This is a genomic window from Mesorhizobium sp. M0601 (assembly GCF_040320845.1).
Taxonomy (GTDB): domain Bacteria; phylum Pseudomonadota; class Alphaproteobacteria; order Rhizobiales; family Rhizobiaceae; genus Mesorhizobium.
In genome coordinates this window covers 1-24,502 of the sequence record NZ_JAMYQK010000036.1, presented here as the reverse complement: position 1 = coordinate 24,502, position 24,502 = coordinate 1, and the positions used below count along the sequence as shown (strand labels likewise).

The window sequence follows — 24,502 nt, the reverse complement described above, 5'->3', positions numbered from 1 at the left end:
GGGTCCTCATAAGGCGGGAAAACTCTCCGGCGGCCGTGCCAGCGTGGCGCGATGGATTTCAGTGGCGGCACGGATCATCTCGGCCGCCACCTTCTTCTCCTCGGGCAGGAAACTGTCGATCATGAACGAGCAGTTGAAGATGAAGGAAACCTGTCCGTCACGGTCGAAGATCGGCAGGGCGATCGCCATGATGCCTTCCGTGAATTCACCTTGGCTGAGCGCATAGCCGCGCTCACGCGTAGCGGCGACCGACGCCCGGATCGACTTCGCGTCAAGCGGCGTCTTCGAGGTGTAGCGGGCAGGCGTCCAATGCTCCATCCAAAGATCGAGCCGTTGCGGCGTCTGCCAGCCCAGATAGGCTCGCATCTGGGCGCAGGCGTCACGCGGAAACCGGTGCCCGATCGGGAAGGATATCTCCATCGACTTCGGACCGTTGAACTTGTCGATGACGATGAAAGTGTCGTCGTCCATGGGCTGTGTCAGCAGGCATGGGATGTCGATGCGCTGCACGAGCGCGCTGAGGCTGCGCCGCACTGCATCCAGAACCGGAGAATTGAGGAGGCTGGAGGCGGTGGATAGAAGCCCGGAGTGAAGACGGTAGGTTTTGGATCTGGGATCGAACTTCAGCCACTCGAAATGCACCAGCGTCTTCAAGATCGAGTGACAGTGGGTCTTTGAAATATCCAGCGCTGCTGTAAGGTCGACAAGCGCCGCCTCATGCGGCGGCGTGTCGTTGAGAAACTGTAGGATCGCCAGTGCGTTCTCCAGCGCGGGAACCAATCCGGGCGGCTGTTTTACGACGCGTTCGCTTGCCTGCGGTGCAAGCAGCCAGTGAGTGCCGTCGTGGTGAAGTTCCGCCCTGGAAGAGCGTTTTGGAATGTCGTCGCGGGAAGGGAGGCTCAAGATGATCACTCGATTAGTAGCCGAAGAGAGTTCTTCTTATAGAATGAAGTTCTCTCAATGGCCATACTGGGCGCACTGCGTTCAGGAACGAGAGAAGATGCCCGCCAGGAAGCCGCTCGACGGCCGACGGCGACATCTTCCAGATCATCCAGGTTGCCGTCGATACCGGCATTGCGCAGGCGGCGATCTACGAGACGGTTCACTTCGTCAGGACGACCTTTCGCTCCTCGCCTTCCCTGTCAGATCTACATGACACGCAACCGCACGCAGGCGTCGTCGATACTGCAGCAGGTATTCGAGCGGGAATTCCGAACGGCCCTTGAGGACAACCTAAGTGGTAATGTGAGGCTGTTTTAGCAGAAGCGAGGCGTCGCCTGGGTCGGCTAGCGACAGAGCGGGTTCGGCACAATCACTGGATCATGAAGCGCGAGCTGAACGGCAGGCTCGCCGCTCCCACGGCCTTCGGGCTGATGGTGACCCGCGCCGGCAACGCTTCGATGGTGAAGAATTCGCGGTTGATGTCGGCGCACAACGCCTTGGCGATTTTCCGCGGCGCATAGCTGGACAGGACGACCGTCCTGAACTCAACAAACTGGGTCAGCGCCGAAATCGACGCTTTCAGGCGCTTGGAGCATTCACCCAGCCATTCGCTGTAGGCCTCTCCGAGATCAGGCCACTCCGGGTTGCTGCTCCAGATGATTTGGGACGGGCGCCCGCGCTTGGCCAGTTCGCTCTCCAGGCGCACAAGGCCATGATCGAAGCTTGCGCTGGAGCTTCCCTTGTAGATCTGGTGATTGAGGATGAGCCTGCTCTGCAGCCTTGCTCCGAGATAGAAGAACAAATAGTCGTTCAGCGGCTTTGCGACGCCGAACATGCTTTCGCCGCCGGCTGCCGCGGTGATGTCGTTCTGCACGAAAACCGGCAGCTTGCTCTGCTCTTCGATCTCGCCCTGCAAAGCCGTGAGGGACGTGCTCGATCCGTTGCGGGTTGCAGCCAAGGCGTCGACTTCGTCGGGAACAGCCAGCCCGATACCGGCGATCCGGCTGCGCACCTCGACCGGCAAGCTCGTCATGGCTTGCCTGATCGCCCCCAGCAGATCACTGCTTTGCGGAAACGGATTGGCTTCATCCGCCGGCAACTGCTTGTGGAAGCGCACGGTGCCGATGAAGTCGATGAGCGCGATGTCGATCCTGCGCCGGCTGAAGCCGACGCCGACCGCATAGGCGCCCTCCGGGTTGAGCGAAAGCGGGATGGTGGGCGGCCCGACGCGGCCGCGCTGCGCCTCACCCTGCGAGACCAGGCCTTCCTGCTCGAGTGAGCGGACGATGACCGAGGCCGTCTGCGCCGACAGGCCGGTTTTCTCGCCGATTTCCATCCGCGAAATGCCCTCGTTCTGAAGCAGCAGCGACAGCACCAGACGCTCATTGTAGCTGCGCACGCTCAACGCATTCAGCCCGCTCGCACGATCGGCGATGCGCAAGGGATTGGGGGGTGCGAATCTCATGTCAGGCAAGGGTCGCTCCGTCGGTAAGAGCGCGTTGCCTGGCGGCGCCGGGATTGCTCATATCGAGCGGCTCCAGCCGATGGCATCGACCGCGCGGGCGAGTGCGGTGCCGAGCAATCTGTGCGCCTCGGCATCGATATGAAACCCGTCCGCTTCGCTGCAGGATACCACCGAGCCGGCATCGAAAAAGTGGAGTTCAAGCGAATCCGCGAGGACCTCGAATTCCAGCGCGAGCAGGCGCGATTTCTCCGGCGCGCCGGCAAAGATGGACTTCCATTCCTTGACGTCGTCCTGCATCGGCGGCGGCGCCACGATCATGATCTCGGGCGTCGAGCCGCCCGGCCCGGGCGCCAGCTCCTTGATGTCGTAGACGAGGCAGCCAATGCCCATCGCCACTTCCGACGGCGGCTTGTTGAAGCGGATCTTCAGATCGTTGGTGCCGAGCATGATGATGACGAGATCAAGCGTCGCATGGCTCTGCAGGCAAGGACGAAGATAGGTTCGGCCGTTCTTGTGGGCGCCCTCGATCGGGTCGTCGTGGACGGTGGTTCGGCCGCTCAATCCCTCCTCGATGACATACCAATCGGCTCCCAGTTCAGCGCGCAGGATCCCCGGCCAACGCTCACCCGGACCATAGCGCTCAAGCGGTCCCCTGCCGGGGATTTGACCGTGCGTGTTGGAGTCGCCGTAGCACAAGACTGATCGCATGTTTTTCTCGCCGGGACTGATCGCGCGCCAATGCAAGCTAGCGTCATTCATGATGGATAGTGGAGCGGTGAAAGGCAAGCAAGGGAATAGTCATTCAACATGACTAACTATTGACAGGCCGAATCCCCTGTGCTTCTAAAGTGCTCGGAGGAGTTCTCAACCGTCATCATCGTCCAGCCCAGGTTGGACCTCGACACGCATGTGTTTCGGGGGCGGGAGATTTGTGTGCATCGGTCGGTTTGCGACGACGAGCGTGCATTGGGAGAGCGTCTCGCGGCCGTACGTATTCGTACGGCCGGGGCAACCACAAGGAGGAGAATTCAATGTTAGGATTGCTGAAAACCGTCGGTCTGGGGATGCTCGTTGCATCAGCGCTTGCCGTGACATCCCTGGCGCATGCGGAAGATGTCAAGCTGATGGACGGCGTCGCGCCGCGCCCTGACGACACGCGCATGACCGCGGCCGGTGCGTTCAAGAAGGACCCGCCCTGGGTCATCGGAATGAGCGACTTCGGCGTCAACGCCAACACCTGGACCGTGCAGGTGGCGCATGAGGCGGAGAACGCCGCTGCAAAGGACAAGCGCATCTCGAAGTTCATCCTGCTCGATGCGGGCTTCGACCAGAAGAAACAGGTGGCCGATATCGAGGATTTGATCGCGCAGCATGTCGACGCGATTATCGTTCAGCCGGTGACCAGCACATCGGCCAACGCCAGCATCGCCAAGGCGGTCGCCGCCGGCATCCCCGTCATCCTTCACACCGGCCGCATCGATTCCGATGCCTACACCACCGAAATCCAGGGCGGCGCCGAACATTTCGGCAAGGTGATGGGCGACTGGCTGGTGAAGACCGTCGGCGACAACGGTAAGATCTGGGTCCTGCGTGGCCTGGCCGGCCATCCGGAAGACACTAACCGCTACAACGGCCTTTTGGAATCGCTCAAGGGCACGCATGTGCAGATCACCGCCGAGGAGCATGGCGACTGGCAGTACGACAAGGCCAAGAAGCTGTGCGAGACACTCTATCTGAACAATCCGCAGGTCGACGGCATCTGGTCGTCCGGCGCCGACATGACACGCGCCTGCGTCGACGTCTTCAAGCAGTTCGGCACGCCCATTCCACCGATTTCGGGCGAGGGCAACAATGGCTATTTCGGCCAGTGGATCACGGACGGATTCAAGTCGATCTCTCCCGAATACAGCCCCGCCCAGGGCGCCGCCGGCGTGCGCGCCGCTGTTGCGCTGCTTGAGGGTCAGCAGCTCTACAAGCGCTATGTCTACAACCCCGACGGCTGGGACAAGGACAAGGCTGCCAAATACTATCGCGACGATTTGACGGCCAATGTCTGGTGGCCGAGCGAACTGCCGGAGGACAAGCTCAAGGAATATTACGGCAAGAAGTGACGGCGCCGTGGCTGGCGGGGAGTGGACAGGCATTCCCCGCAGGCCGTTCCATCTGTCGAATCCGGTTCGTTCGAGGGTTTCGTGACCAATCTTATCGAGATGTCCCACATTTCGAAGGCGTTCGGAGGGAGCAAGGCGCTCCACTCCGTTTCCCTCGATCTGAAGGCGGGCAGCGTCCACGCCCTGATGGGGGAGAACGGCGCCGGGAAATCGACGCTCATGAAGATCCTGGCGGGCGTGCATCAGCCCGATTCCGGCGAAATCTTCATGAACGGGGAAAAGCTCGATCTGAAGTCGCCGCGCGACGCGCTGGATGCCGGCATTTCGACCGTTTTCCAGGAGCACTCGCTGCTGCCCAATCTGTCGATCGCAGAGAACATGTTTCTCGGCCGGGAGCCGACGACCCGGTTCGGCTCGATCGATTATCCCGAGATGAGCAGCCAGACCGCCAAGGCGCTTGGCGAACTCGGCCTCACCCTCGACCCATCACAACTCGTCTCCAATCTGACGATCGCCGAGCGGCAATTCGTCGAGATCGCGCATTGCATCCAGGCGGACGCCAGCGTGCTCATTCTGGACGAGCCGACGGCGGCGCTGAACGCGGCCGACGTCGATGTGCTCAACCGCAACATCCGCCGGCTGCGCGATAAGGGAAAGGCTGTTGTCTACATCTCGCATCGCATGGAGGAGATCTTCGAGCTGTGCGACACGGTCACGGTGCTGAAGGACGGCGCGCTGGTCGGCACCAGGGTGGTATCCGAGATCACCACCGACGAACTCATCGCCATGATGGTCGGACGCGAACTCCAGGACCTTTTTCCCGATCGCACGGGCGACAAGGGCGACGAGATCCTGCGGGCCGAAAACCTCAGGATCACCGAGACATCGCAGCCGCTGTCGCTGACTTTGCACAAGGGTGAGATCGTCGCTTTGGCAGGGCTGGAGGGGCAGGGCCAGCAGCGCTTCCTGAGATCGCTGATCGGCCGCTACCATCCCTTTGCGGGGACGATTTCCATCAACGGCAAAGCGCTCAAGATGCCGCTCTCGACATCATCAGGCGTTCGCCATTTGCAGCAGCTGAAGGTCGGTTTCGTTCCCGAAGACCGCAAGGAAGAGGGGCTCTTTCTCGCCCTGCCGATCGCCCACAACATTGCCATCGGATTGCATTCGAGGCGATCCGAACTTGCGTCGGCGCGATCCTATCGAAGCGTTATCGCCCGCTTGATGGAGGTCATGAACATCAAGGCGGTAGGTCCATCCGCTCCGGTCGCCTCCCTATCGGGCGGCAACCAGCAAAAGGTTCTGCTCGGCCGCTACCTCGCCGCGGATCTCGATCTTCTGCTGGTGGAGGAGCCGACCCGCGGCGTCGACATCGGCGCCAAGTCGGAGATCTACCACCTGCTGCGCGACTTCACCCGCAAGGGCGGCGCGGTGCTGGTGTTGTCGCGCGAGACGATCGAGTTGATTGGGCTCTGCGACCGCATCTACGTCGTCCACCACGACACCATCGTTGCCGAAATGCCGGCGGCGCAGGCGACGGAACACAAGATCCTCGACGCGGCCCTGATGGGCGGCTCCACGCGCCAGCATTAGGGGCTTCCATGTATCATTCGCTGTTCAACATCCTGAGTGGCCGGAACACACGACAGGGCCTGTGGGGCCTGCCGCTGCTGGTCGCCTTGCTCATTTCGCTCTGGCTGACCGTCGAGACGACACAGTTCGCCACGGCCGAAAACCTTTTCAACCTGGTTGCCCAGGCGATGCCGCTGATCATCGCGGCGCTCGGACAGCTCATCGTCGTGCTGATCGGCGGGCTCGACCTGTCGGTCGGCTCGGTCATCAGCTTCACGACGGCGGTGCTGGCGCTGGACCAGCCGGCGATCGTGCTGATCCCGGCGGTCTTTCTGCTGGCCGCGTTCATCGGGTTGATCAACGGCCTGGCGATCACCCGCTTCAACGTCCATCCGATCATCGCGACGCTGTCGACGCAGTATATCGTGCTTGGCATCACGCGCATCTTACGTCCCGTCTCCGGCGGCACCGTGCCGGAAATCGTCATCGCTGCCGTTTCCGGCAGTTTCCTCGGCATTCCCTATCCGGTTTTCTGGGGGATCGTCGTGATCCTGGTGGGCTGGAAACTGCTCTACGGATCGCGGTACGGGCTGCATCTGTTCGCGATCGGTGGCGGCATCGCTTCCGGTGCCGAGAGTGCGGCCCGCAACTTCGGCGTCTCCGACCGTCGCAACATCATCCTCGCCTATGTGGTCTGCTCCTGTTTCGCGGCCGTTGCCGGTGTCTTCCTGGCCGGGCGCATCGTGTCGGGCGATCCGAATGTCGGGCTTCTTTTCGAGCTCGACACCGTCACCGCCGTAGCCCTCGGAGGCACCCAGCTTTCCGGCGGCATCGGCAGCCTGCACGGCACGGTGATCGGCGCGCTGGTGATGGCGCTGCTGGCCAACGGCATGAACCTTGCCAACGTCTCGCCCTTTGTCCAGACCGCGATCAAGGGCGGCATCCTGCTGGCGGTGGTCGGGCTGCAATCCCGCAAGAAAATGGGGCTCTGAGCGATGGCTGCCGTTCTTGCAAGTCCGATCGCCCGGCGCCTGCTGCGCATCCCGCCGTCCTATTTTGTTTTCATCGTGCTTTTGGCCACACTGTGGATCGCGCGGCCGAACATGCTCAACCTCAACATCATGGGCATCTTCATCCGGCAGATCGTTCCGCTTGGCATCCTGGTGCTGGGGCAACTCGTCGTCATGCGGGTGAAGTCGATCGACCTCTCCGGCGGCGGCATCATCCTCTTGATCAACTATTTCATCTCGTCGGGCAGCTTCCCCGGCGCGTCGCTGCCATTCTTCGTCGTGTTGGCGCTCGCCACCGGCCTCGTCATCGGCCTGTTCAACGGCTTCATGATCGGCAACCGGCGGGTGTCAGCGGTGATCGTCACGCTGGCGGTCAGCATCATCCTGGTCGGGCTGGTGCAGTTCCTGTCGAGCGGCAATCCACCCGGCGACGTGCCGAAGCTGTTCAACGACCTCTACAACACGAAATTCCTGTCGGTTCCGACGCCGGTTCTGTTCTGGATCCTGCTGACCGCCGCAGTGTCGCTGCTGCTGTCGCAGACGGTGTTTGGCCGCTATGTGGCCTCGGTCGGGGAGAATGCCGAAGCCGCCCATTTTTCCGGCGTGCCGGTTCAGCGCACCGTCATCTTGGCGCATGCGCTCGCCGGCCTGATCGCGGCGATCGCGGCCCTGGTGCAGACCGGTTCGATTGCCGTTGGGAGCGTCCGCGTGGGCCTCGATCTGCCGATCCTGGCCGTCGCGGCAACGATCCTTGGCGGCGTCGTCTTCGGCCGCGGCGACGGCGGCGTCTGGGGGCCATTCTTCGGTGCGCTGTGTTTTGCGCTGCTGTTCGTGGTGATGACGGTGCTCGGCATCGACGAGCCCGGCAAGCTCATCGCCCAGGGCGTCATCATCCTCGGCGCGGCGATCTTCTACGGAGTGCGCGTGCGAACCCCATGACTTGAGACAGCGAAAGGCAAGACCGCCCGGCGCTGGCCGAGACCGACAAACCGCGCGTTCAGACAATTGTAAACAGATGGAGAGACATGGATGTCACCGCCAAAAAACATCATGTGCTATGGCGACTCGCTGACCTGGGGCTGGGTTCCGGTCAAGGAGGGGTCACCGACCTACCGCTACCCCTATGACCAGCGCTGGACGGGCGTAATGGCGGCGGCGCTCGGCGAAGGCTATCACATTATCGAAGAAGGCTTGAGCGCGCGCACGACCTGCCTCGACGACCCCAATGACCCGCGCCTGAACGGGGCCAGCTACCTGCCCTCGGCCATCGCCAGCCATCTGCCGCTGGACCTGGTCATCGTGATGCTCGGCACCAACGACACCAAGTCTTATTTCCGCCGGACGCCTTACGAGATCGCCAATGGAATGGCGAAACTGGTCGGGCAGATCCTGACAAGTGCCGGCGGTGTCGGCACGCCCTATCCGGCTCCGAAGGCGCTGGTCATTGCGCCGCCGCCGCTCACCCCGATGCCCGACCCATGGTTCGAGGGCATGTTCGGCGGCGGTCACGAAAAGTCGAGGGATCTGGCCAGGCAGTACAAGGCGATGGCCGATTTCATGAAGATCGACTTCCTCAACGCCGGCGATTTCGTCACCACGGACGGTGTCGACGGCATTCACTTCACCGCCGAAAACAACGCCGATCTCGGGCGCGCGGTCGCCGACAAGGTCAGATCGATTCTTGGGCCAAGCCGCGTCAGCACCGCCGCCTGAAGCTGCAACCCCGCCGGCTTGCGGCACACAGGCCGACGGAGTGTGTCGCACCTTCCTCCCGCGATGCACAAAATACGGGGCCGGACGATGAGTTCGACCCCGTATTTTTTGTTGCTTGGATGGTTGTCTTAGCCTGGCCCTGATCAGCTGGCCGCCGCAATCGAACGGCTAAGTACGATCGGGGAACGGGGGCGGGAGAGCGCTACCGCCTTTCCCCCCAACCAGCCTCAACGCATTTTGCACTTCGTTGCCGCGCGTAGCACCCAGTAGGTTTCAGGGAACGCGAGACATCCACGAGGTCCAGTCGGAATGTCAGACGCCGCATGTCTCGACCCCTATGTATACAGTTGGTCCCAGTCCTCGCCGAGAACCCACCGGATAGCGCTCAGCTTGCCGTTGACCATACCCCACTCGAAGTCCGTCCACGGGCCTAAATTTTCCTTGCCGATTTCCTGCTCCGTCCTCTTCGCCGACTTCAGCGCTCCCGCCCATACGGTGTCGAGAATCTGGTCCTGTCGGTAGGGCTGGGTCGAGTACTCCGATTTCGGCGTCACCCTGACCTTTCCCTCCTGGATTTCCCAACGCAGATTCCAATGGCGGTTGTACCAGACCTGCCTGTCGAGGAGGTGAACGGCTTCCAGAATTTCGGATAGCCGCCGCGGCTCTTGGGTCCAGTTGAATTCTGCGTCCTGGTCGTCGAGCAGGTCAGGGTCAACGTGCTTGAGTACGTCCACCAGCGAGACCCAAAACGTCGAAGCCTCGGAGTCGAACATCGCCGCGAGGTCCGGGTGAGGTTTGCGGCGGTCGCCACTGTCGTCGCTGAAATCCTTGACGTTGTGAGTGGCGAACGCACAGGGATCGTCGTCATCTGCGGCAGCCTTCGTCATGGCTGCGTAGCATTCCACGATGACAGCATCCCCTACGCTGTTGCGAGACCTGTGATACGGCGCCAGCCCCGCCAGCGCGCGTTCCGTGACGCGCTGCTTGATGGCTTTCGTGGTCCTCATCCGGTATCCACCAGCGAGCAGGACCTCGATCTGCTGGATGGAGTCGTAGACCGCCTCGTTGTTGATCACGATGCGATGATCCACTTCGTGAAGCCGGGAAAGGGTGTCGAGCTTTGTCCCGTCATCGCCGAAACGGTTCACCGCTTCGCACACCTGCCGGAAATGGGACTGCAGGCTGCGCCGGGCATCGGCTGCCACCCTGTCCTTGTTGCGAGCGAACTCGTCGCGGACGACATCCGGAACGACCAGCATGATCTCGCCTTCGCGCACGAGTTCGCGCAGCGCGCCGAGGATGGGCTGCTGTCGCCAGTCCTTGGCGACATCGAGCCATACCGAAGTATCCAAGAGTAGCCTGAGCATCGAATCCTAACCTCCGCCGGCGCAGCCTAGACGCCCGCATCCGGAGACGGAAGGATTCGTTTCCGGCATCGATTTGCCACCCCGTTTGCGGTTCCTACGAGTCCGTGCATTATGCTTCCTGAGCGCGGCTGGGGGAGAGCGCCATGGAAGGGCGGGAGATAACTAACCTGCTGCTCGCTGTCGTCGCGGGTGTGCTCCTATTCGCCAAAGACGCGATGCTGGGAGGCCTGCAGGGTTTCTTCCTCGTGGCCGTTGCCATCGCCCCCATATGGGGCCTGCTGGCTCTCGCCGGATGGGGTATCCGCGAGACCCTCAAGGCGCTCCGCGAGGCGAAGGACTGGAGCGAAGTCGCCGGCGTCCTCTTCGTTCTCGCCCTATGCTTCATCGGCATGCCGATGTTCGTCTATGCAGGCTGGCTGTGGCTGCACGGGATCGAGCATCCCATGAACGAAGCCGTGGACTCGTGGATCGGCAAGGTGTGGATGGGGGTCACCGTGCTGCTATTCGGTGGCTTCGCCCTGGTCGGACTCGGCCGCGGCTTTGGCTGGCTATCCGCAAACCGGGGCGATGTCCCGGGCATTGTCAGCGATCGCCTGCGGGTGCTCATGTGGGGCTACCTCGAATTCCTCGGCGGTCCGGTGACTTTCCCGGTGCGCGAATTGCGCATCCGTCGCGAGGCGGCACTGGCATCGCCGTCAAGGTCGCATCCTTGGCCTACGTTACTGTCGTCGGGCTCATCGTATCGGTGATGACCGCGCTTCTCACCGTCGGAGCCGTCGCTGGCTTGCTTTCCGCGGTCGGCCTGATCTGACGCGCTGCTAGTCTTCTCCGCCGATGCTGCCTAGCTGCTCGCCGACGATCGGGATGTGTAAAACCGCCCAGACAACCGGGATCGCCCAAACCGCAGTCAGCAAAAATCCCAGCAGGATTGACGCCGCCAGAACCCAGCGCCGGGTTCGGCGCTCGGATGCAGACGTCGATGTGCTTGGATGCGCTCGGAGATGGCGGCACCGATGTAGAGCGTGCTGAGCAGGATAGCGGTGGCGATGACGAAAAAGAGCGGACCGCTGACGACTCCTCCAGCAAACTCGACGACGGGATGATATCTGCCCCGACCATCGAGATGGCCGGCTTCGTTGCTGCGGTTGAGTACCGTCACCGTGCGTGGCGCGGGGATGGAGCAGAGACATCGCCAGCATTGGCAAGCCCTGATTCGACCGCACTGCAGACGATCGGCCTGAAGACGCTGTACCTTATGTATTGCAAGGGCTTGCACATGGTGATCAACCCTCGCTTGAGCCATGTCCTCAGGGTAGCAATGACAACCTGTTTCTCACCCACTAGACGAGCGCATGCGTGTCGCTGCCAGCCGTGGCATATGCCCCTGCGCACTAGGCGGCAGAGAGGCTGTCGGACCTGAAGAAGCAGCCAATGGCGGAAGCCGCCGAGCAGTTGCTCGCCGGGACCGGATGCTTACCTGCGATTGCGCACCGAGCAACCTGCGATGTCGGTTGAACGGCAGGACGAGGCAGCAGATTTCAGATCGGCGGACGTTTCCGAGCTGGACACGAAATCCGATCAGCCTGACACGATCGAGGACGCCCAGGCCTTCAACGTCGCCGCCGAGTGATCCGCAGTATGCCGGAGCCGCCACGCGGCTCCGGCAGGCCTTTCAAGAATTCTCCGGCCCCGCCCTCAGCGCGGCCGGGGACCGCGCCCGTTCGCAGTTTTGCAAGCGGTGGTACCCAGAACGTCCCCGACACGAATGTCTCCCCGGCGTGCCATCGCCCAGCCATGTGGCGCGATGAGGTGCCTGTGCGGATGCGTCCCATTCCCGGCAATGCCTCACCGTGCGCAGAAGTCGGCGTAGTCGCATCATTCGGCGATGCGGTGAGGATCGGGTGTGATGAAATGTTCCTGGCCATCGATCTCAAGCGGGCTCGCATCCAGTCGACTGGAACGCGAAATCGTCACGAGAGTTGGCAGCTTGGAAGCCGCTGCGATCAGCAGTCCGTCGGTCGTCTTCGGAGCCGCCCGAAACTCGACGGCCGTTAGCCCAAAGATGAAGGGAAATCGGGCCGTTCCTTTTTCACCTGTTGGACGAGGGACCACACTCCCGGGCGTTTGAGGCCAGCTCTTTGGCAGGAACGGAGCAGCGCCATGGCGCGGACGATATTGGCTGTAATCCAACGTAGCCTCGTGGTGTTCCCTTCTGTTCGCTCTAAGCCACACCCACGCCGTCCTCGAATGGATTGGGTCTGACCGAAGACCGCCTTCGCTGCACTCAGTCTCGATCGTCTTCCCGCAACGACGGCGCCGCGTTTTCTTCCCCTGGCCGCTACGCGTCCATTCCTCGCGAATCAAGAAAGCCTCGCGTCGCCATCCTCCACTTCGTTTCAGCCCCTTCGGGGTGCGGACCGATCGTCTCCGGTCTCACGACCACCGTCGAGGCCGCGATGGGCGTGGCCCGAGAAAAACAGAAGGAACCACCACAATGGCTACGATCGGCACATTCTCGCGCACCGCGAACGGCTTCTCCGGCTCGGTCAAGACCTTCAACCTCAACGTCAAGACGGTGATCTTCTCCCCGGCCGACGGCGACAACGAAAAGGGTCCCGACTTCCGCATCTTCGCCGGCGCCACCGAGTTCGGGGCGGCATGGAAGAAGACCTCGCGGGAGGGACGCGACTACCACTCCGTCAAGCTCGACGATCCCAGCTTCCCCGCTCCGATCTATGCGAGCCTGGTCGAGACCGACACCGAGGGCGACTTCTCGCTCATCTGGTCCCGCCGCACCGCAGAGTGATCCGACTTAACACGAAGCCCCGCCGCAAGGGGGGCTTCGCCATTTCAAGTTCCCACTGCCTGGCACCTCTGTCAGGTCAGCACGCTACGCTTTGACGGGTGCCTTGCGCGCCTTCTTCATCGGCGACTTGATTGCCGTTGGGGCTCTTGTCGCTGCTGCTGCGCGAGCAGGTCGTTTTGGTTTTTCCACGGCGGCGGGTGTGGGTGGTGCCGCCTTGCGCCCGAGCCCTATTGATTTCGCCAGGGCCGAGCGGGTGGCCGCGTAGTTCGGCGCCACCATCGGATAGTCGGGGGGCAGGTTCCATTTCTGCCGGTATTCGTCAGGGCTCAGATTGTAATGCGTTCCGATATGCCGCTTCAAGGATTTGAACTTTTTCCCGTCTTCAAGGCATATGATGAAATCAGATGACACTGACTTCTTGATCGACACCGCCGGCTCCAGTTTGGCTGCGGTCGGAGCCACAGGTGTACCGATCCCCTGCAAAGCGACATAGACATCCCCGATCAGCTTCGACAACTCGCCGAGCGGCAGCGGATTGTTCGAAACGTAGGCGGAAACGATGTCGGCGGTGATTGATACGAGGTCAGCCTGGTCGCTTGGGTCTGGAGAAACGGTCATCGAATATTCCTCTTGTCCAAAGGGCGCTTTGAAAACGGATGGTCTGTCTATTCGCCAATCAGGCAAATAATTCGCTACTTCGCCAACAAACCCCATTCCGTGCAAATATCAAGCAGGCAAGTGTCGCTGCGATCGTTCGGTCCGGCTGCAGACAAGTTGCCGATCGCGTCGGAGAAGCGAAACTTTCCGCTTGCCTTCCGCGCGGGGCGGCGCCCAGACCTAGACATACCAGCGCCAGAACGCATTGCTCCTGCGCTGCACGATTGAGCGATGAACGTGCGCGCAAGAATTATCGCCGCGACACTCGGTGGCGCGGTCCTCCGCCTAGCGCCGGCGTGAATTGGACGTTCGAGCGCAGTTCATCTGCAACGCATCGGCGAGCGGTCAGGTGGGCTGTATCTTGTCGGCCAAGGTCACAGGCGTCGTTCGGGCGGCGGGCCGCAGCCCCTAAAGCGGCCAAAACATAGTCGAGCGTCTTGCTGCTCTTGAAGATGCTGTGCAGGATGCCACCGCAGTGGCCACAGACGGACTGTCGACGTCGATGGCCTGTTCAACACGCGGCCGATGATCGGACAGCGGTCCGCGCTTTGGTTGCGCTCTTCCGGATTCGCCCCGGCGCAGAATGATCTTCGCGCACTCGCTCGATATCGCTTTCGATGTCCAGCCCAGCTGGAACTGGTCGGGGGTTCATGCGCTCGGAACCCCGACAAGGGATCCGTCTTCAGCTCCTTCTGGATCAGTGTGGCGAGCCCGTCGAGTGCCTTGTGCATGCCGGTATGACCGAGCGCCAGATGCATCTTCACACCCGCCGCAACAACGATCATGATGCGTTCTCCCTTGCCGCGAGATGCCGCTTGACTGCATCCGCATTGCTGCCGACGGACGCAAAGACGCGCCGCCCGTCGTCCAATCGGGCTGCCACCATGCCGTCCAGCGGCCGCATGAGATTGCACAGGGGAGCCGGTGCCGGTGTTCGTTTTTTCGCCCCACGGATGAGCGCAACAGTTGCCAATTGCGGCGCCTTGCGAGCGGTCAGGCCGAAACTCGACACGCCAGCGGAAAGCCATGCTGGTGGCGACCCCATGGGGCGGCAAACCTCCGCCACACCGACACCAGGCTCTCCGTCTCCCGCACAATCGCCTGCTTCTGCGCGTCGCTGAAGCGGCGCCGGTTCGACCGCCCGTCACCCACGGTCTCAAGCGATTGGCGCCGCACGCAATCAGCGCTGCTAATTGGGCCCGGGCACTCGGATGAAGCAGCGATCGACAGTCAACGTCGTCGCCGGATTCTTCCAGACGATCGCGCCAGATGCGCAACGCATGCGGCGAAAGGCCGAGCGCTGCGGCATACTCTGCATGCCCCATGCCGCTCCAGTTCATCGCCTCGACATGCATGCTCCAGAACGCCCGAAGGGCGATCGGGCCGCTGTCCGTATGCACGCTGTAGCGGTAGCGGCGCGGGCTCTTGCGTCGCTTCGGCAGCCCTTTCTTGTCCCGCTTTTCCGGCTTTCCTGGCGCAATTTCCGCAGATGTTCAGTGCGTTTGCGCCGATCTTCCGGGCTTACCAGATGGCACACCTACAGATCAGAAGTCTTCGTCGAAAGCTTGCGCCGGCGGCAATATTCCTCCGCCTCGAAACGGCCCCGATACCAGGTCGCGACATGCATCGATCCAGTACGAGTTGTTGGCCTTGTCCCAGGAACGTTGAGGCACCGTCGGAGATCCTCCTCAACAACAAGCAATCTCACACGTTGTGAGATTGCACTATCCGAAAGATGTGCAGGACCCGGATGGTTACCGAGGGTGGTGGGCGATAGCGAGGGTAGTGGCGGAAGCGAGGGTGGTGGCGGACAGCAAGATAAAGCGAGCTGGCGCTCGCCCTCGCTTCGCTCGTAAGTTGTTGTCTGCACATTGTTTTTTCCGGCAGATTCCGAGACCAGGCGGAATGATGTGAGGTGCGGGGCTCGAGGCTGTCGGCTACGCTATTGATCTGAGACGAAAAACTGCGGCGCCCTAGCGATGTGCGATCCGCCGTTTTACGCCGCAGCAAGTCTTTGCAGGCCATAGCGCGCTCGGCGCTCCGGCCATCTTGAAGCGCGAAATCTGACACCTGATGCTGTCGTCATGGCAGATCGTGTCAGCGACAGGTTCCAGGTTCGCACCGGCCGGATGCGGCATGGCGGCGCGCCGGTCAATTCACGGACGCTGCCCTTTGTGCGCCAGGTCGAGATTGCCATCCGCAAGCAAGGCGGCAATCCCAATCGCATCGGCGCAAGCAGGAGCGACGGAAAGGGGAGTGGCCGCTTCAACGCCCGGGGCCGCGGCGGCAAGGTGGCGGCAGATTTGCCAAAGGCCAGCGGCGGCTGGCGGCAGGACGAGAGCGGGGTCCGTTTTCGCTCCCGCCGCGTCGTGGTGAAGGCGCGCGTCGTCAAGCTGCCAGGGCGAGGCAAGGGGACGAGCGGGCGCGGCCGAAAGTTCATGACGACGAGCAAGGCCGTCGATGCGCATCTGCGCTATCTCCAGCGCGACGGCGTGACCAGGGGCGGCGAGAAGGGCAGGGTATACTCGGCCGTCGACGACGAGGCCGATGGCAAGGCCTTCGTCGAGCGCGGCCGCGGCGACCGGCACCAGTTCCGCTTCATCGTCGCGCCGGAGGATGCCGCCGAGATGGAAGACCTGCGCTCCTTCACCCGCGATCTCATGCGACAGATGGAGACCGACCTCAGCACGCGCCTCGACTGGATCGCTGTCGACCATCACAACACCGGTCATCCGCATACCCACGTCCTGGTGCGCGGCATCACCGATGACGGCAAGATCCTGAACATCGCCGGCGACTACATCGCCCATGGCATTCGTCACCGGGCAAGCGAGCTGGTGGAACGGGAACTCGGGCTGCAAAGCGAGCTCGAGGTCGCCCGCAAGCTGGCCAACGAGGTCGGGGCCGAACGGCTGACGCGGCTCGACCGCATGCTGATCGCCGAACAGCAGGAGCACGATCTGGTCGATCTCCGTCCCAATGCCAGCGACAGCTACACCGTTTCCAGCAATCGCTATCTGCTGATCGATCGGGCAAAGAAGCTGGAGCACTTCGGCCTGGCGAGCGAGATGGAGCCCGGCCGGTGGGTCATCTCCGACAGGACCGAAAACGTGCTGCGGGCGCTTGGCGAGCGCAACGACATTATCAAGAGCATGCACCGGGCGCTGGAGGAGCACGGCCTCGCCGATGAACGGGGCGCGGCGCAATATGTCATGCACCGGCAGACCATCACCGAACCGGTCGTCGGCCGCGTGCTCGCCAAGGGGCTTGCCGGCGATGAGATGAGCGACCGGCTGGTGCTCGTCGTCGACGGTGTGGACGGGCGTACTCACTATGTCGAGACCGCGGATGCGGCAAAGCTCGACGACATCCAGCGCGGCCATATCGTGGCGCTTGATCCCATCCTGCCGAAGGAGCAGCCGCGTGCGGCCGACCGCAACATCGGCAGCGTAGCCGGCGAGGACGGTGTCTATCGGCCGAGCAGACACCTGGAGGCGATCCGCGAGACATTTTTGGAGCAGGGCAAGGACCCGGACGCCTTCGTCCGTTTCCATGTTCGCCGTCTCGAAGCGCTGCGGCGGGCGGGCCATGTCGAACGTGTCGACGAAGACCACTGGCGCGTTCCAAAAGACCTGTCCGAGCGCGGCATCGCCTATGATGCCCGCAGCCGCGCAAAAGACTTCTCCGTCCGCGTGCTTTCGACGCTCGATCTTGACGCGCAGATCGGCAGCGACGGCGCCACCTGGCTCGACCGGGAGCTGACGGCCAAAAACCCCGTTCCGCTGGTCCGGTCAGGCTTTGGTCTCGACGTGGACAACGCTCTCGACAGACGGGCCGCCCAGCTCGTCGGGATGGGCCTTGCCGAACGCGATGCGACTACCCGGACGATCACCTTCTCGCGCGACCTCGTAGCCACGCTGGAGCGCCAGGAGGTCGCGCGCGTCGGCAAGGAAATGGCCGCTGCGCGCGGCCTTACCTTCGTGCCCGTACAGCCCGGCAACCATATCGGCGGCACGCTGCTTGGCTCGGTCGGTCTTGCCAGCGGGCGCTTCGCCATGCTGGACGATGGTCTCGGGTTTCAGCTCGTTCCGTGGCAGCCAATGCTGGAGAAGCGCATCGGCCAGCACATCACCGGGCTCGTGCAAAACAGCGGCGGCATCGACTGGAGCTTCGGCAGAAAACGCGGCCTGGGGCTGTGAGAGCGCTCATCGGCGCGGCACTTTTGGCTCGAAACTATCACCGGCGACGATTGGCCAAGGCTATTAGCAGACAGTTCTCAGATGCGGGGTTTTAAACGGATACCATTCTCGGACAGGAACTCGATTCCGGCCCTCTCAAGCGTTTGCCTTATACTTATGAGGTTGTTGGCGATTGGAATGCGCGCCCCACGCTCAAAATCCGCAATCGTCTGCCGAGCCACATTTGCGGCTCTAGCTAGTTCGTCTTGGCTCCACCCAAGCATCGCCCGAGCGCCGCGACACTGCTCTATCGTTAGCGCATTTTCCACGGCTACATTCCGATTGACGTCAATCAATTTGTATGATCAGATTCCCTAAAACGGCCGAGCTGAGCGCTGACACGCTTAGCCCGACCTAACCATAACCAAGCTGATAGGAGCTCGGATCATGGGTGATTCCGACAATACCACGAGTCTCCCTTTCGTCACCCGTAGGCAAGTACTTGCGGGAGGAATGATCGCGTCCACCGCTTTGATGCTTGAAAAAAGTACTTTCACCGGCAACGCTGCCGCGACGAACGTGTCCCTCTCCGACCCAGCGCTCGCGCTTTGGCGGGAATGGCAGACGGCCCACCGGCTGACCGAGCGGCTTTGTCGCAGACAGCAGCGACTGGAGACGAGGCTTGTCGAGAGCGTCGGCTTTCCTTGTGTGACCGTCCGCGTGTCCGAGGGCGAGGACGTGACGGTCCACTCGATTGAGGCACTCAATGAATTGCTAGGCAGAAGGCCGGATATGGCTGCTCTCCGCCAGAAAGCCGAAGCTGGTCTCACGGCACATCAGGCACGCTGGGATGAGGCTGCCGAGGAGACCGGGTACATTGCCGCGCTCAGGGCCGAGCGCAAGGCTGGCGACCGAGCGGAGGATCTGCTGGAAGCGTTCTCAATGACGCCTGCCACGACTCTCGCCGGTGTGGCAGGCAAGCTCGATGCTGTGTTGCGTGAGGGCGAGCCTTGGGAGGAATGCTCCGAATTTCCCTGGTCTCAAATTCGCTCGGCCCTCAGCGATCTGGTGCGTATCGCCCAGCCAGCGATGCCGGAACAATTCTTTGCCGACGAGCGGCGTCCCCCAGCTTCGCAGGCGGGCGGGCTGGCTGCTATCTCGGCGCCTGAAAGACGAAGATGAAGGCGAGGACTCGAACCTCAAAATTTATTGGCACCGTAACCTGCTGATTTTGCTAACCAACTTAGCCACAGTCGGTGACTCGACTATCACAATCCTGGCACAATCACAGCCCACACTCCGCTAAACCGTCGTAAGGCGTACCGGAAAGAGCAGGCAGCGCCGAAATCCCGATCTAGACAAAGCAAGACGGCAGAGTGCGCGACATTCAGCGCGGGCTGAACAATCGCTCCACAGCTCATTTTTTACAAAGTAGACTGGAGCTTTCTCGCACCCGTCACGGAGCAGAAATGGTCAAGGGCCACGTGCAGCGCAAACTAGCTGCTATCCTTGTTGCGGACGCGGTCGGCTACAGTAGCCTGATGGCTTCGGACGAAGTGGGGACTCACGAGCGATTCAAATCGCTTCGCTCCGATCCGATCGACACTAAAATCGCCGAACACCAAGGTAGGATCGTCAAGGAAATTGGCGATGGGCTTCTCGTCGAGTTCGCCAGTGTGGTTGCCGCCGTCCAATGCGCCGTCGAGATTCAGGAAGCATTAGCCGAGCGGAACGCGGATGGGCCCGATCATAAACGGATTGAATTCCGAATAGGCATCCATCTCGGCGACGTCATTGTCGACGGCGAAGACATTTTTGGTGACGGGGTCAACATCGCCGCTCGATTGGAAGGTCTCGCGGCGCCCGGCGGAATAGCCATTTCGGCTGATGTCCGTCGGCAGGTCGAGAAGAAATTAAACGTTGATTTCGAAGACATCGGCGAAAAAGAACTCAAGAACATCTCCGAGCCAGTTCACGTCTACAGAATGAAGCTGGCGTTAAAAGCAATCCAGAAGCCTGTCAATGTATTGGACAGGCCAGCCGTCGCAGTCCTGCCGTTCCTGAATATGAGCGGCGATCCAGAGCAGGACTATTTCGTCGATGGCCTAACAGAGGACATTATTACAGCCCTGTCTCACTGGCGAACCTTTCCTGTCATTGCCCGCAATTCAACATTTACCTACAAATCCTCCGCTGTGGACGTTCGCAAGATAGCCCGCGAATTAGATGCTCGATTTGTTCTGGAGGGCGGTGTTCGGAAAGCTGCAAGTCGTATTCGTGTCACTGCCCAATTGATTGATGCCGCCAGGGGCCATCACGTTTGGGCGGAAAAATATGACAGGCACCTGACCGACATTTTTGAATTGCAAGACGAGCTAACCCAAAAGATCGCTGCAGTGGTGGAGCCGGCGATAACGAGGGCCGAAACGCGCCGGATGGCAGTTCCCGGAACTAAAAACGTTGGTGCTTGGGACTATTACTTGCGCGGTTTGGGGCTAGCGCACCAATTCACCGGACAGGCGCACAAGCTGGCCCGCGATATGTTTAGGCGCGCCTTGGAAATCGATCCCGCCTACTCGCAAGCATATACCGGCATCGCACAAACGTATCTTCAAGAGATTTTTTTGAAGCAGGTCGATGACCACGCGGCGGCCGTTTCGAAAGTCGTCGACGCGGCAAAAAAGGCTGTCTCGCTCGATGACAGCGATTCGGCTGCGCACCTCAGTTTAGGATTGGGGTACATGTGGTCCGGAATGCACGACGCCGCCATCGAAGAAGTCCAACGGGCGATCGATTGCAATCCGAGCAACGCGCTCGCCTATGTGGTTTTAGGGAACGTCCTGGACGTCGCCGGACGTCCCGAAGAGGGCATCCCGTTCCTTGAAACCGGATTGAGGCTCAACCCGCTAGAGCCCAGAATGCATTACGCGATGACATGGTTGGGCGGCGCATACCTAAACGCCCGGCGGTACGCCGACGCACTTGCTTGGTTGCAGCGAGCTGCCAGTCGTCGGTCTGACTATGCACTGACCTTTCTATTCTTAGCGGTTTGCTTGACCAATCTCGGCAAGCGCTCTGCGGCGGAAAAGGCCTTGGCAGAATGCGAGAAAGTTGAGCCAGGATTCACCGCCGCATTTGTGAGATGGCGGGCCTACAGGAACGACGCCGACAACGATCACATGCTCAAGGGAATTCGCGATGCTGGCGGCGATACTTTCATTTAATAGAATAACAGGTCACGTTTATTCATAGGTTCCTAAAGAAATTTGTTCCTAAGGCGCAACTTTGTCAGCTTCGTAAGCTGAGCCAACGTCTGTGTCCCATACCAACGGGCCTTTGGATCTCACCATTCTAGAGGTCCGGAATGGGGTCGCGACGTTCCCCTAACCTCCTATCAGGGAATGGTCCGCAAGGGGTCGGATTTTCATATTCGTGCCACGAAGGCACGAAGCAGGCGCCTGCACAAGGCTCGCTGCTTTGAAAGCATCCCGATGAACGACGAGCTGATCCGCCTTCCCGGTGCCATGGAGCCCGTCACGCGGCCTGACATTCAGCACCATACGTGCGAGCACCCCGACTGTGGCAAGGATGCCGGATGGGGGTTCGCCAAGCCGAGGCGGCCATCCCATTGGTTCTGCTTTGAGCACCGGGCTGATGCCGAAGCATATCTCTAAGCAGCGTGTTGATCTGATGATCAGAGCGCCAATACGACAGGGAGACTATGCCGACCGCGAGATCGATTGCCAGGAGGCAATGGAGCCCGGCTTCCAGGCGATCGCCGATTGCTGATTGAGGCGGGATGGACGCGCGGGGCGATCATGCGGTCGTTGAAGCGGCTCATCGCCGCAGACCACATGACCCAGAAGGAAAACGCCAAGTTGAGGCGCAGATAGCCTGCAGGCATTCAAAAAGCCATCGAGGAACTTTGAACCGTCGCGGCCGTTTACCGGCTATCGCGTCCGGAAAGTTCCGCCATGAATGTCAGCGACGAAAGGACTGTATCCCTTTGGGCGGCAACCGAAGTAGCGCCTGATGCAGTTCCGCTCGAGCGGAGTGAACAGGTCGATGTCGTGGTCGTCGGATCTGGCATTGCCGGACTGTCGGTCGCGTTCGAACTGGCCATCGCCGGGCAAAAGGTGGCAGTGCTCGATCGCGGCCGGATCGGAAGCGGCATGACGGCCCGCACCACCGCGCATCTGTCATCGATCTGCGACGACTACTTTTCGGAACTGATCAAATTGCGTGGCGAGGAACTGGCGCGGATCTACTACCAAAGCCAGTCGGCCGCTATCGACCGTATCCGATCGATTCAGGAGGCGGAGGGCATGCCGTGTGATTTCCGCCGCCTCGAAGGCTTTCTGTTTCCGGCGTCGGGCAGGAAGGAATCCGTCATCGAGCGCGAACTGGACGCCGCTCTGAAGATCGGAGTCGACGTCGAGAAAACCGTGGGCGTGCCGCTTGCTGGGTTTTCGGACGCGCCCGTCCTTCGTTACCTCAATCAGGCGACATTCCACCCGCTCAAATATCTCCGCGGGCTGGCTGCCGGCATCCGCGCGCGCGGCGGCGCGCTTTATGCGGATACCATCGTCGACAAAGTCGAGGAGACTGACGGCGGCGTGCGCGTAACCACGGTCTCGGGCTTTGCCGTGTCTGCCAGATCGGCCGTTGTCGCCACCAACTCGCCGATCAACGATCGGGTGGCGCTCCACACCAAACAGGCGCCGTATCGGACCTACGCGATGGCGTTCGAGATCGCGCGCGACATTTTGCCGGATGCACTCTATTGGGACACGCTGGACCCCTATCACTACGTCCGTCTGCAGCCTGGCGAAGGCAAGACCGACTTTCTGATCGTCGGTGGTGAGGATCACAAGACAGGGCAGGCCGACGACGCCGACGACCGCTTCGCTGCCCTGGCGGCCTGGACCAAAGGGTTGGTGGCCGATATCGGCGCGGAAGCCAATCGATGGTCCGGGCAGGTAATGGAGACCGTCGATTACGCCGGGTTCATCGGCCGTAATCCCGGCAACGGGCACGTCTTCGTTGCTACCGGCGATTCCGGTCAGGGCATCACCCATGGGGTTGTGGCCGGCCAATTGATTTCCGACCTGATCCTGAAGGGGGAAAGCCCCTGGCGGGAACTTTACGAACCCTCTCGCAAGACGGCACGCGCGATCGGCGATTACTTGGCGGAGAATGCGACAGCGATCAGGAGTTTTGCCGAGTATGTCGCGCCTGGTGAAATTGATGCCGCCGATAAGCTGCGGCCCGGACAGGGGGCTATCGTCCGCCAGGGGCTTACCAAAGTCGCTGCCTTTCGCGATGAGGACGGCACGCTCTACAAGCGATCGGCCGCATGCACCCATATCGGTTGCCATGTCCATTGGAATTCGTTGGAACGCTGCTGGGACTGCCCCTGCCACGGCTCGCATTTTGCCGTCGATGGCACGGCTTTGAACGGACCGGCCGTAGCGCCCCTGGCTGAGGTGGAATAGCTATGGCGACTCCCGTTGAGGCGAGATGCCGCAATGCCAGCTCAGGCGAAGATGCTGCTTGGTAGCCGCTCGACACTGGCACCCCATGGACCCCATCGCCAGGTAATTCGTAGGTCGATCCCCGAATCTTTCTCGGCTTTGGAATCCGCTGTGCGGCCAATCACTCTGCATTCAATCCACCTTTCCTCCATCGCAAACGTCAGGTGCTTTTGAGCGCTTCGTTCATCCCGTTCGGGTAGAAGGCGCCCTTGCTGACGCCGGCCTTGTCGGTCGAGATAGACGATCCGAAGCACTTCCTGGGGCGTCCTCGTGAAGGCGATCGCATCCGGGGTCGATGGAACGATATTGGCTCTGCCCTTGCCAGCCAGACGAAGTGACCGTCCGACCGGGCCTTACACGCGCAGCTTTCAGTTCCGACGGCACCCAAGTCGCAATTATTTCCGGCGAAGAAAGGGTCCGTATCGTTCGCGTTTTCCAGACACCCAACGACCTCATTGACTTCGCCCGGCGCACCTCCCAGAGCTTGACCAAGACCGCTCTGGTCTTGATCAATGCGCCACGCCGTCGGATGGGTGCAGAAGTCTCCAGGTCAAGCCGATGCTGCCATCGAACTCGGATGCAAAATGTTCGGCGGCGACACCTTCCAGGCCGTCATCGACAAGAGCCTCGATGGTTCGTCGCACCAGCGCGAGCTGCATCTCGCGGGCGTGTGCCAGGTCTGTCTCTCTCATGATTTCCGTGACGTGGTAGGCGACAACGGGCTGGCCGAGGCAAGACATGAGCGCGCTCGCTTCTGACGTCACTGCGGTAACTGCGTCTTCGATCTTCATTCTGGCGCTCCTCATCAAACATGATGCGGCGCCTCCCCATGACACGACGGTGTTCCGTCGCTTCTTTTTCAATTTCGAATGTCGTGAGTGAAAGTCTGGTGCGCGAACAGGAGAATTACCCTCTCTTGTCCCAATCTCCTTGAGCAGCCACGCTACCCAAATCAGTATGCTGCAAAATTGAATTAAAGGCGACCGAATAGTTAATCGATGGTTAATGGCTGCGCTCGCATCTCGGGCATTCGGCGCATGAAACATCGGGCAGGTCTGCCTCGCGCCTCATGCACGAACCCGCTTCGCGGGAGGGGCGCCTCGTTCTGAGATGGCGCGACTGCCATTTTGACTTGAGCGGGTAGAGG

Annotated in this window: 20 protein-coding genes and 2 pseudogenes; 12 read left to right on the top strand and 10 right to left on the bottom strand. The window is 61.2% G+C overall.

Translation table 11 applies throughout. From position 1 onward, the window contains the following. Nucleotides 1-6 precede the first annotated feature (6 nt). The 3 genes from NKI41_RS25505 to NKI41_RS25495 all read right to left on the bottom strand — a co-directional run bounded on the left by NKI41_RS25505 (nucleotide 7) and on the right by NKI41_RS25495 (nucleotide 3,115). On the bottom strand, nucleotides 7-903 hold the full coding sequence (locus NKI41_RS25505) for an IclR family transcriptional regulator (RefSeq protein WP_352685575.1): 897 nt from the start codon (nucleotides 901-903) through the stop codon (nucleotides 7-9). A 409-nt stretch (nucleotides 904-1,312) separates the two neighbouring features. After that, complete coding sequence (locus NKI41_RS25500; RefSeq protein ID WP_352685574.1) at nucleotides 1,313-2,407, bottom strand: ROK family transcriptional regulator; 1,095 nt, start codon at nucleotides 2,405-2,407, stop codon at nucleotides 1,313-1,315. Between the two features lie 57 nt (nucleotides 2,408-2,464). Continuing rightward, entirely contained in the window at nucleotides 2,465-3,115 is a 651-nt protein-coding gene (locus NKI41_RS25495) for an SGNH/GDSL hydrolase family protein (RefSeq protein WP_352685573.1), read from the bottom strand. 356 nt (nucleotides 3,116-3,471) lie between these two features. Between NKI41_RS25495 and NKI41_RS25490 the strand changes: the two genes are divergently transcribed. The 5 genes from NKI41_RS25490 (at nucleotide 3,472) to NKI41_RS25470 (ending at nucleotide 8,813) form a co-directional block, all read left to right on the top strand. Further along, nucleotides 3,472-4,518, top strand: coding sequence for a substrate-binding domain-containing protein (locus NKI41_RS25490; RefSeq protein WP_502901241.1), 1,047 nt, complete (start codon nucleotides 3,472-3,474; stop codon nucleotides 4,516-4,518). Between the two features lie 81 nt (nucleotides 4,519-4,599). Next, the gene (locus NKI41_RS25485) at nucleotides 4,600-6,111 is read left to right on the top strand and encodes a sugar ABC transporter ATP-binding protein (protein ID WP_352644217.1); all 1,512 of its coding nucleotides are present in this window, start codon (nucleotides 4,600-4,602) and stop codon (nucleotides 6,109-6,111) included. Nucleotides 6,112-6,119: 8 nt separating this feature from the next. Next, nucleotides 6,120-7,082 carry an ABC transporter permease gene (locus NKI41_RS25480; protein WP_352644219.1) on the top strand — a complete coding sequence of 321 codons (963 nt, stop codon included), beginning with the start codon at nucleotides 6,120-6,122 and terminating at the stop codon, nucleotides 7,080-7,082. Between the two features lie 3 nt (nucleotides 7,083-7,085). After that, entirely contained in the window at nucleotides 7,086-8,039 is a 954-nt protein-coding gene (locus NKI41_RS25475) for an ABC transporter permease (RefSeq protein WP_352685571.1), read from the top strand. 90 nt (nucleotides 8,040-8,129) lie between these two features. Beyond that, entirely contained in the window at nucleotides 8,130-8,813 is a 684-nt protein-coding gene (locus NKI41_RS25470) for an SGNH/GDSL hydrolase family protein (protein WP_352685570.1), read from the top strand. 335 nt (nucleotides 8,814-9,148) lie between these two features. Here NKI41_RS25470 and NKI41_RS25465 read toward each other — a convergent pair whose 3' ends face one another. After that, entirely contained in the window at nucleotides 9,149-10,180 is a 1,032-nt protein-coding gene (locus tag NKI41_RS25465) for a PIN domain-containing protein (RefSeq protein ID WP_352685569.1), read from the bottom strand. Nucleotides 10,181-10,323: 143 nt separating this feature from the next. Here NKI41_RS25465 and NKI41_RS25460 point away from each other — a divergent pair, with 143 nt between their 5' ends. Beyond that, nucleotides 10,324-10,929, top strand: coding sequence for a hypothetical protein (locus NKI41_RS25460; protein ID WP_352685568.1), 606 nt, complete (start codon nucleotides 10,324-10,326; stop codon nucleotides 10,927-10,929). Nucleotides 10,930-11,087: 158 nt separating this feature from the next. Here the strand turns inward: NKI41_RS25460 and NKI41_RS25455 are convergent, their stop codons facing one another. After that, nucleotides 11,088-11,339 carry a hypothetical protein gene (locus tag NKI41_RS25455; RefSeq protein ID WP_352685567.1) on the bottom strand — a complete coding sequence of 84 codons (252 nt, stop codon included), beginning with the start codon at nucleotides 11,337-11,339 and terminating at the stop codon, nucleotides 11,088-11,090. A 324-nt stretch (nucleotides 11,340-11,663) separates the two neighbouring features. Here NKI41_RS25455 and NKI41_RS25450 point away from each other — a divergent pair, with 324 nt between their 5' ends. After that, on the top strand, nucleotides 11,664-11,810 hold the full coding sequence (locus NKI41_RS25450) for a hypothetical protein (protein ID WP_352685566.1): 147 nt from the start codon (nucleotides 11,664-11,666) through the stop codon (nucleotides 11,808-11,810). 245 nt (nucleotides 11,811-12,055) lie between these two features. Here the strand turns inward: NKI41_RS25450 and NKI41_RS25445 are convergent, their stop codons facing one another. Continuing rightward, on the bottom strand, nucleotides 12,056-12,370 hold the full coding sequence (locus NKI41_RS25445) for a hypothetical protein (RefSeq protein WP_352458807.1): 315 nt from the start codon (nucleotides 12,368-12,370) through the stop codon (nucleotides 12,056-12,058). 304 nt (nucleotides 12,371-12,674) lie between these two features. On the opposite strand from NKI41_RS25445, the gene NKI41_RS25440 reads away from it, so the two are divergent. After that, the gene (locus NKI41_RS25440) at nucleotides 12,675-12,986 is read left to right on the top strand and encodes a DUF736 domain-containing protein (RefSeq protein WP_352685565.1); all 312 of its coding nucleotides are present in this window, start codon (nucleotides 12,675-12,677) and stop codon (nucleotides 12,984-12,986) included. 159 nt (nucleotides 12,987-13,145) lie between these two features. On the opposite strand, the pseudogene NKI41_RS25435 reads toward NKI41_RS25440, so the two are convergent. Then, nucleotides 13,146-13,604, bottom strand: a pseudogene (locus tag NKI41_RS25435) (Ros/MucR family transcriptional regulator); the annotation flags it as partial. Between the two features lie 2,123 nt (nucleotides 13,605-15,727). Here NKI41_RS25435 and NKI41_RS25430 point away from each other — a divergent pair. After that, the gene (locus NKI41_RS25430) at nucleotides 15,728-17,842 is read left to right on the top strand and encodes a DUF3363 domain-containing protein (protein ID WP_352685564.1); all 2,115 of its coding nucleotides are present in this window, start codon (nucleotides 15,728-15,730) and stop codon (nucleotides 17,840-17,842) included. 77 nt (nucleotides 17,843-17,919) lie between these two features. Here NKI41_RS25430 and NKI41_RS25425 read toward each other — a convergent pair whose 3' ends face one another. Then, on the bottom strand, nucleotides 17,920-18,105 hold the full coding sequence (locus NKI41_RS25425; RefSeq protein ID WP_352685607.1) for a helix-turn-helix transcriptional regulator: 186 nt from the start codon (nucleotides 18,103-18,105) through the stop codon (nucleotides 17,920-17,922). 163 nt (nucleotides 18,106-18,268) lie between these two features. On the opposite strand from NKI41_RS25425, the gene NKI41_RS25420 reads away from it, so the two are divergent. The 3 genes from NKI41_RS25420 to NKI41_RS25410 all read left to right on the top strand — a co-directional run bounded on the left by NKI41_RS25420 (nucleotide 18,269) and on the right by NKI41_RS25410 (nucleotide 23,316). Continuing rightward, a complete protein-coding gene (locus NKI41_RS25420) occupies nucleotides 18,269-19,003 on the top strand; it encodes a hypothetical protein (RefSeq protein ID WP_352685563.1) in 735 nt (244 codons plus the stop codon). A gap of 194 nt (nucleotides 19,004-19,197) precedes the next feature. Beyond that, on the top strand, nucleotides 19,198-21,045 hold the full coding sequence (locus tag NKI41_RS25415) for an adenylate/guanylate cyclase domain-containing protein (RefSeq protein ID WP_352685562.1): 1,848 nt from the start codon (nucleotides 19,198-19,200) through the stop codon (nucleotides 21,043-21,045). 750 nt (nucleotides 21,046-21,795) lie between these two features. Further along, nucleotides 21,796-23,316, top strand: a complete 1,521-nt coding sequence (locus tag NKI41_RS25410) for an FAD-dependent oxidoreductase (RefSeq protein ID WP_352685561.1) — start codon at nucleotides 21,796-21,798, stop codon at nucleotides 23,314-23,316. Nucleotides 23,317-23,515: 199 nt separating this feature from the next. Here the strand turns inward: NKI41_RS25410 and NKI41_RS25405 are convergent. Together NKI41_RS25405 and NKI41_RS25400 are read right to left on the bottom strand one after the other, a co-directional pair. Beyond that, nucleotides 23,516-23,672, bottom strand: a pseudogene (locus NKI41_RS25405) (ferritin-like domain-containing protein); the annotation flags it as partial. A gap of 192 nt (nucleotides 23,673-23,864) precedes the next feature. Next, a complete protein-coding gene (locus tag NKI41_RS25400) occupies nucleotides 23,865-24,146 on the bottom strand; it encodes a hypothetical protein (protein WP_352685560.1) in 282 nt (93 codons plus the stop codon). Between the last annotated feature and the right edge of the window lie 356 nt (nucleotides 24,147-24,502).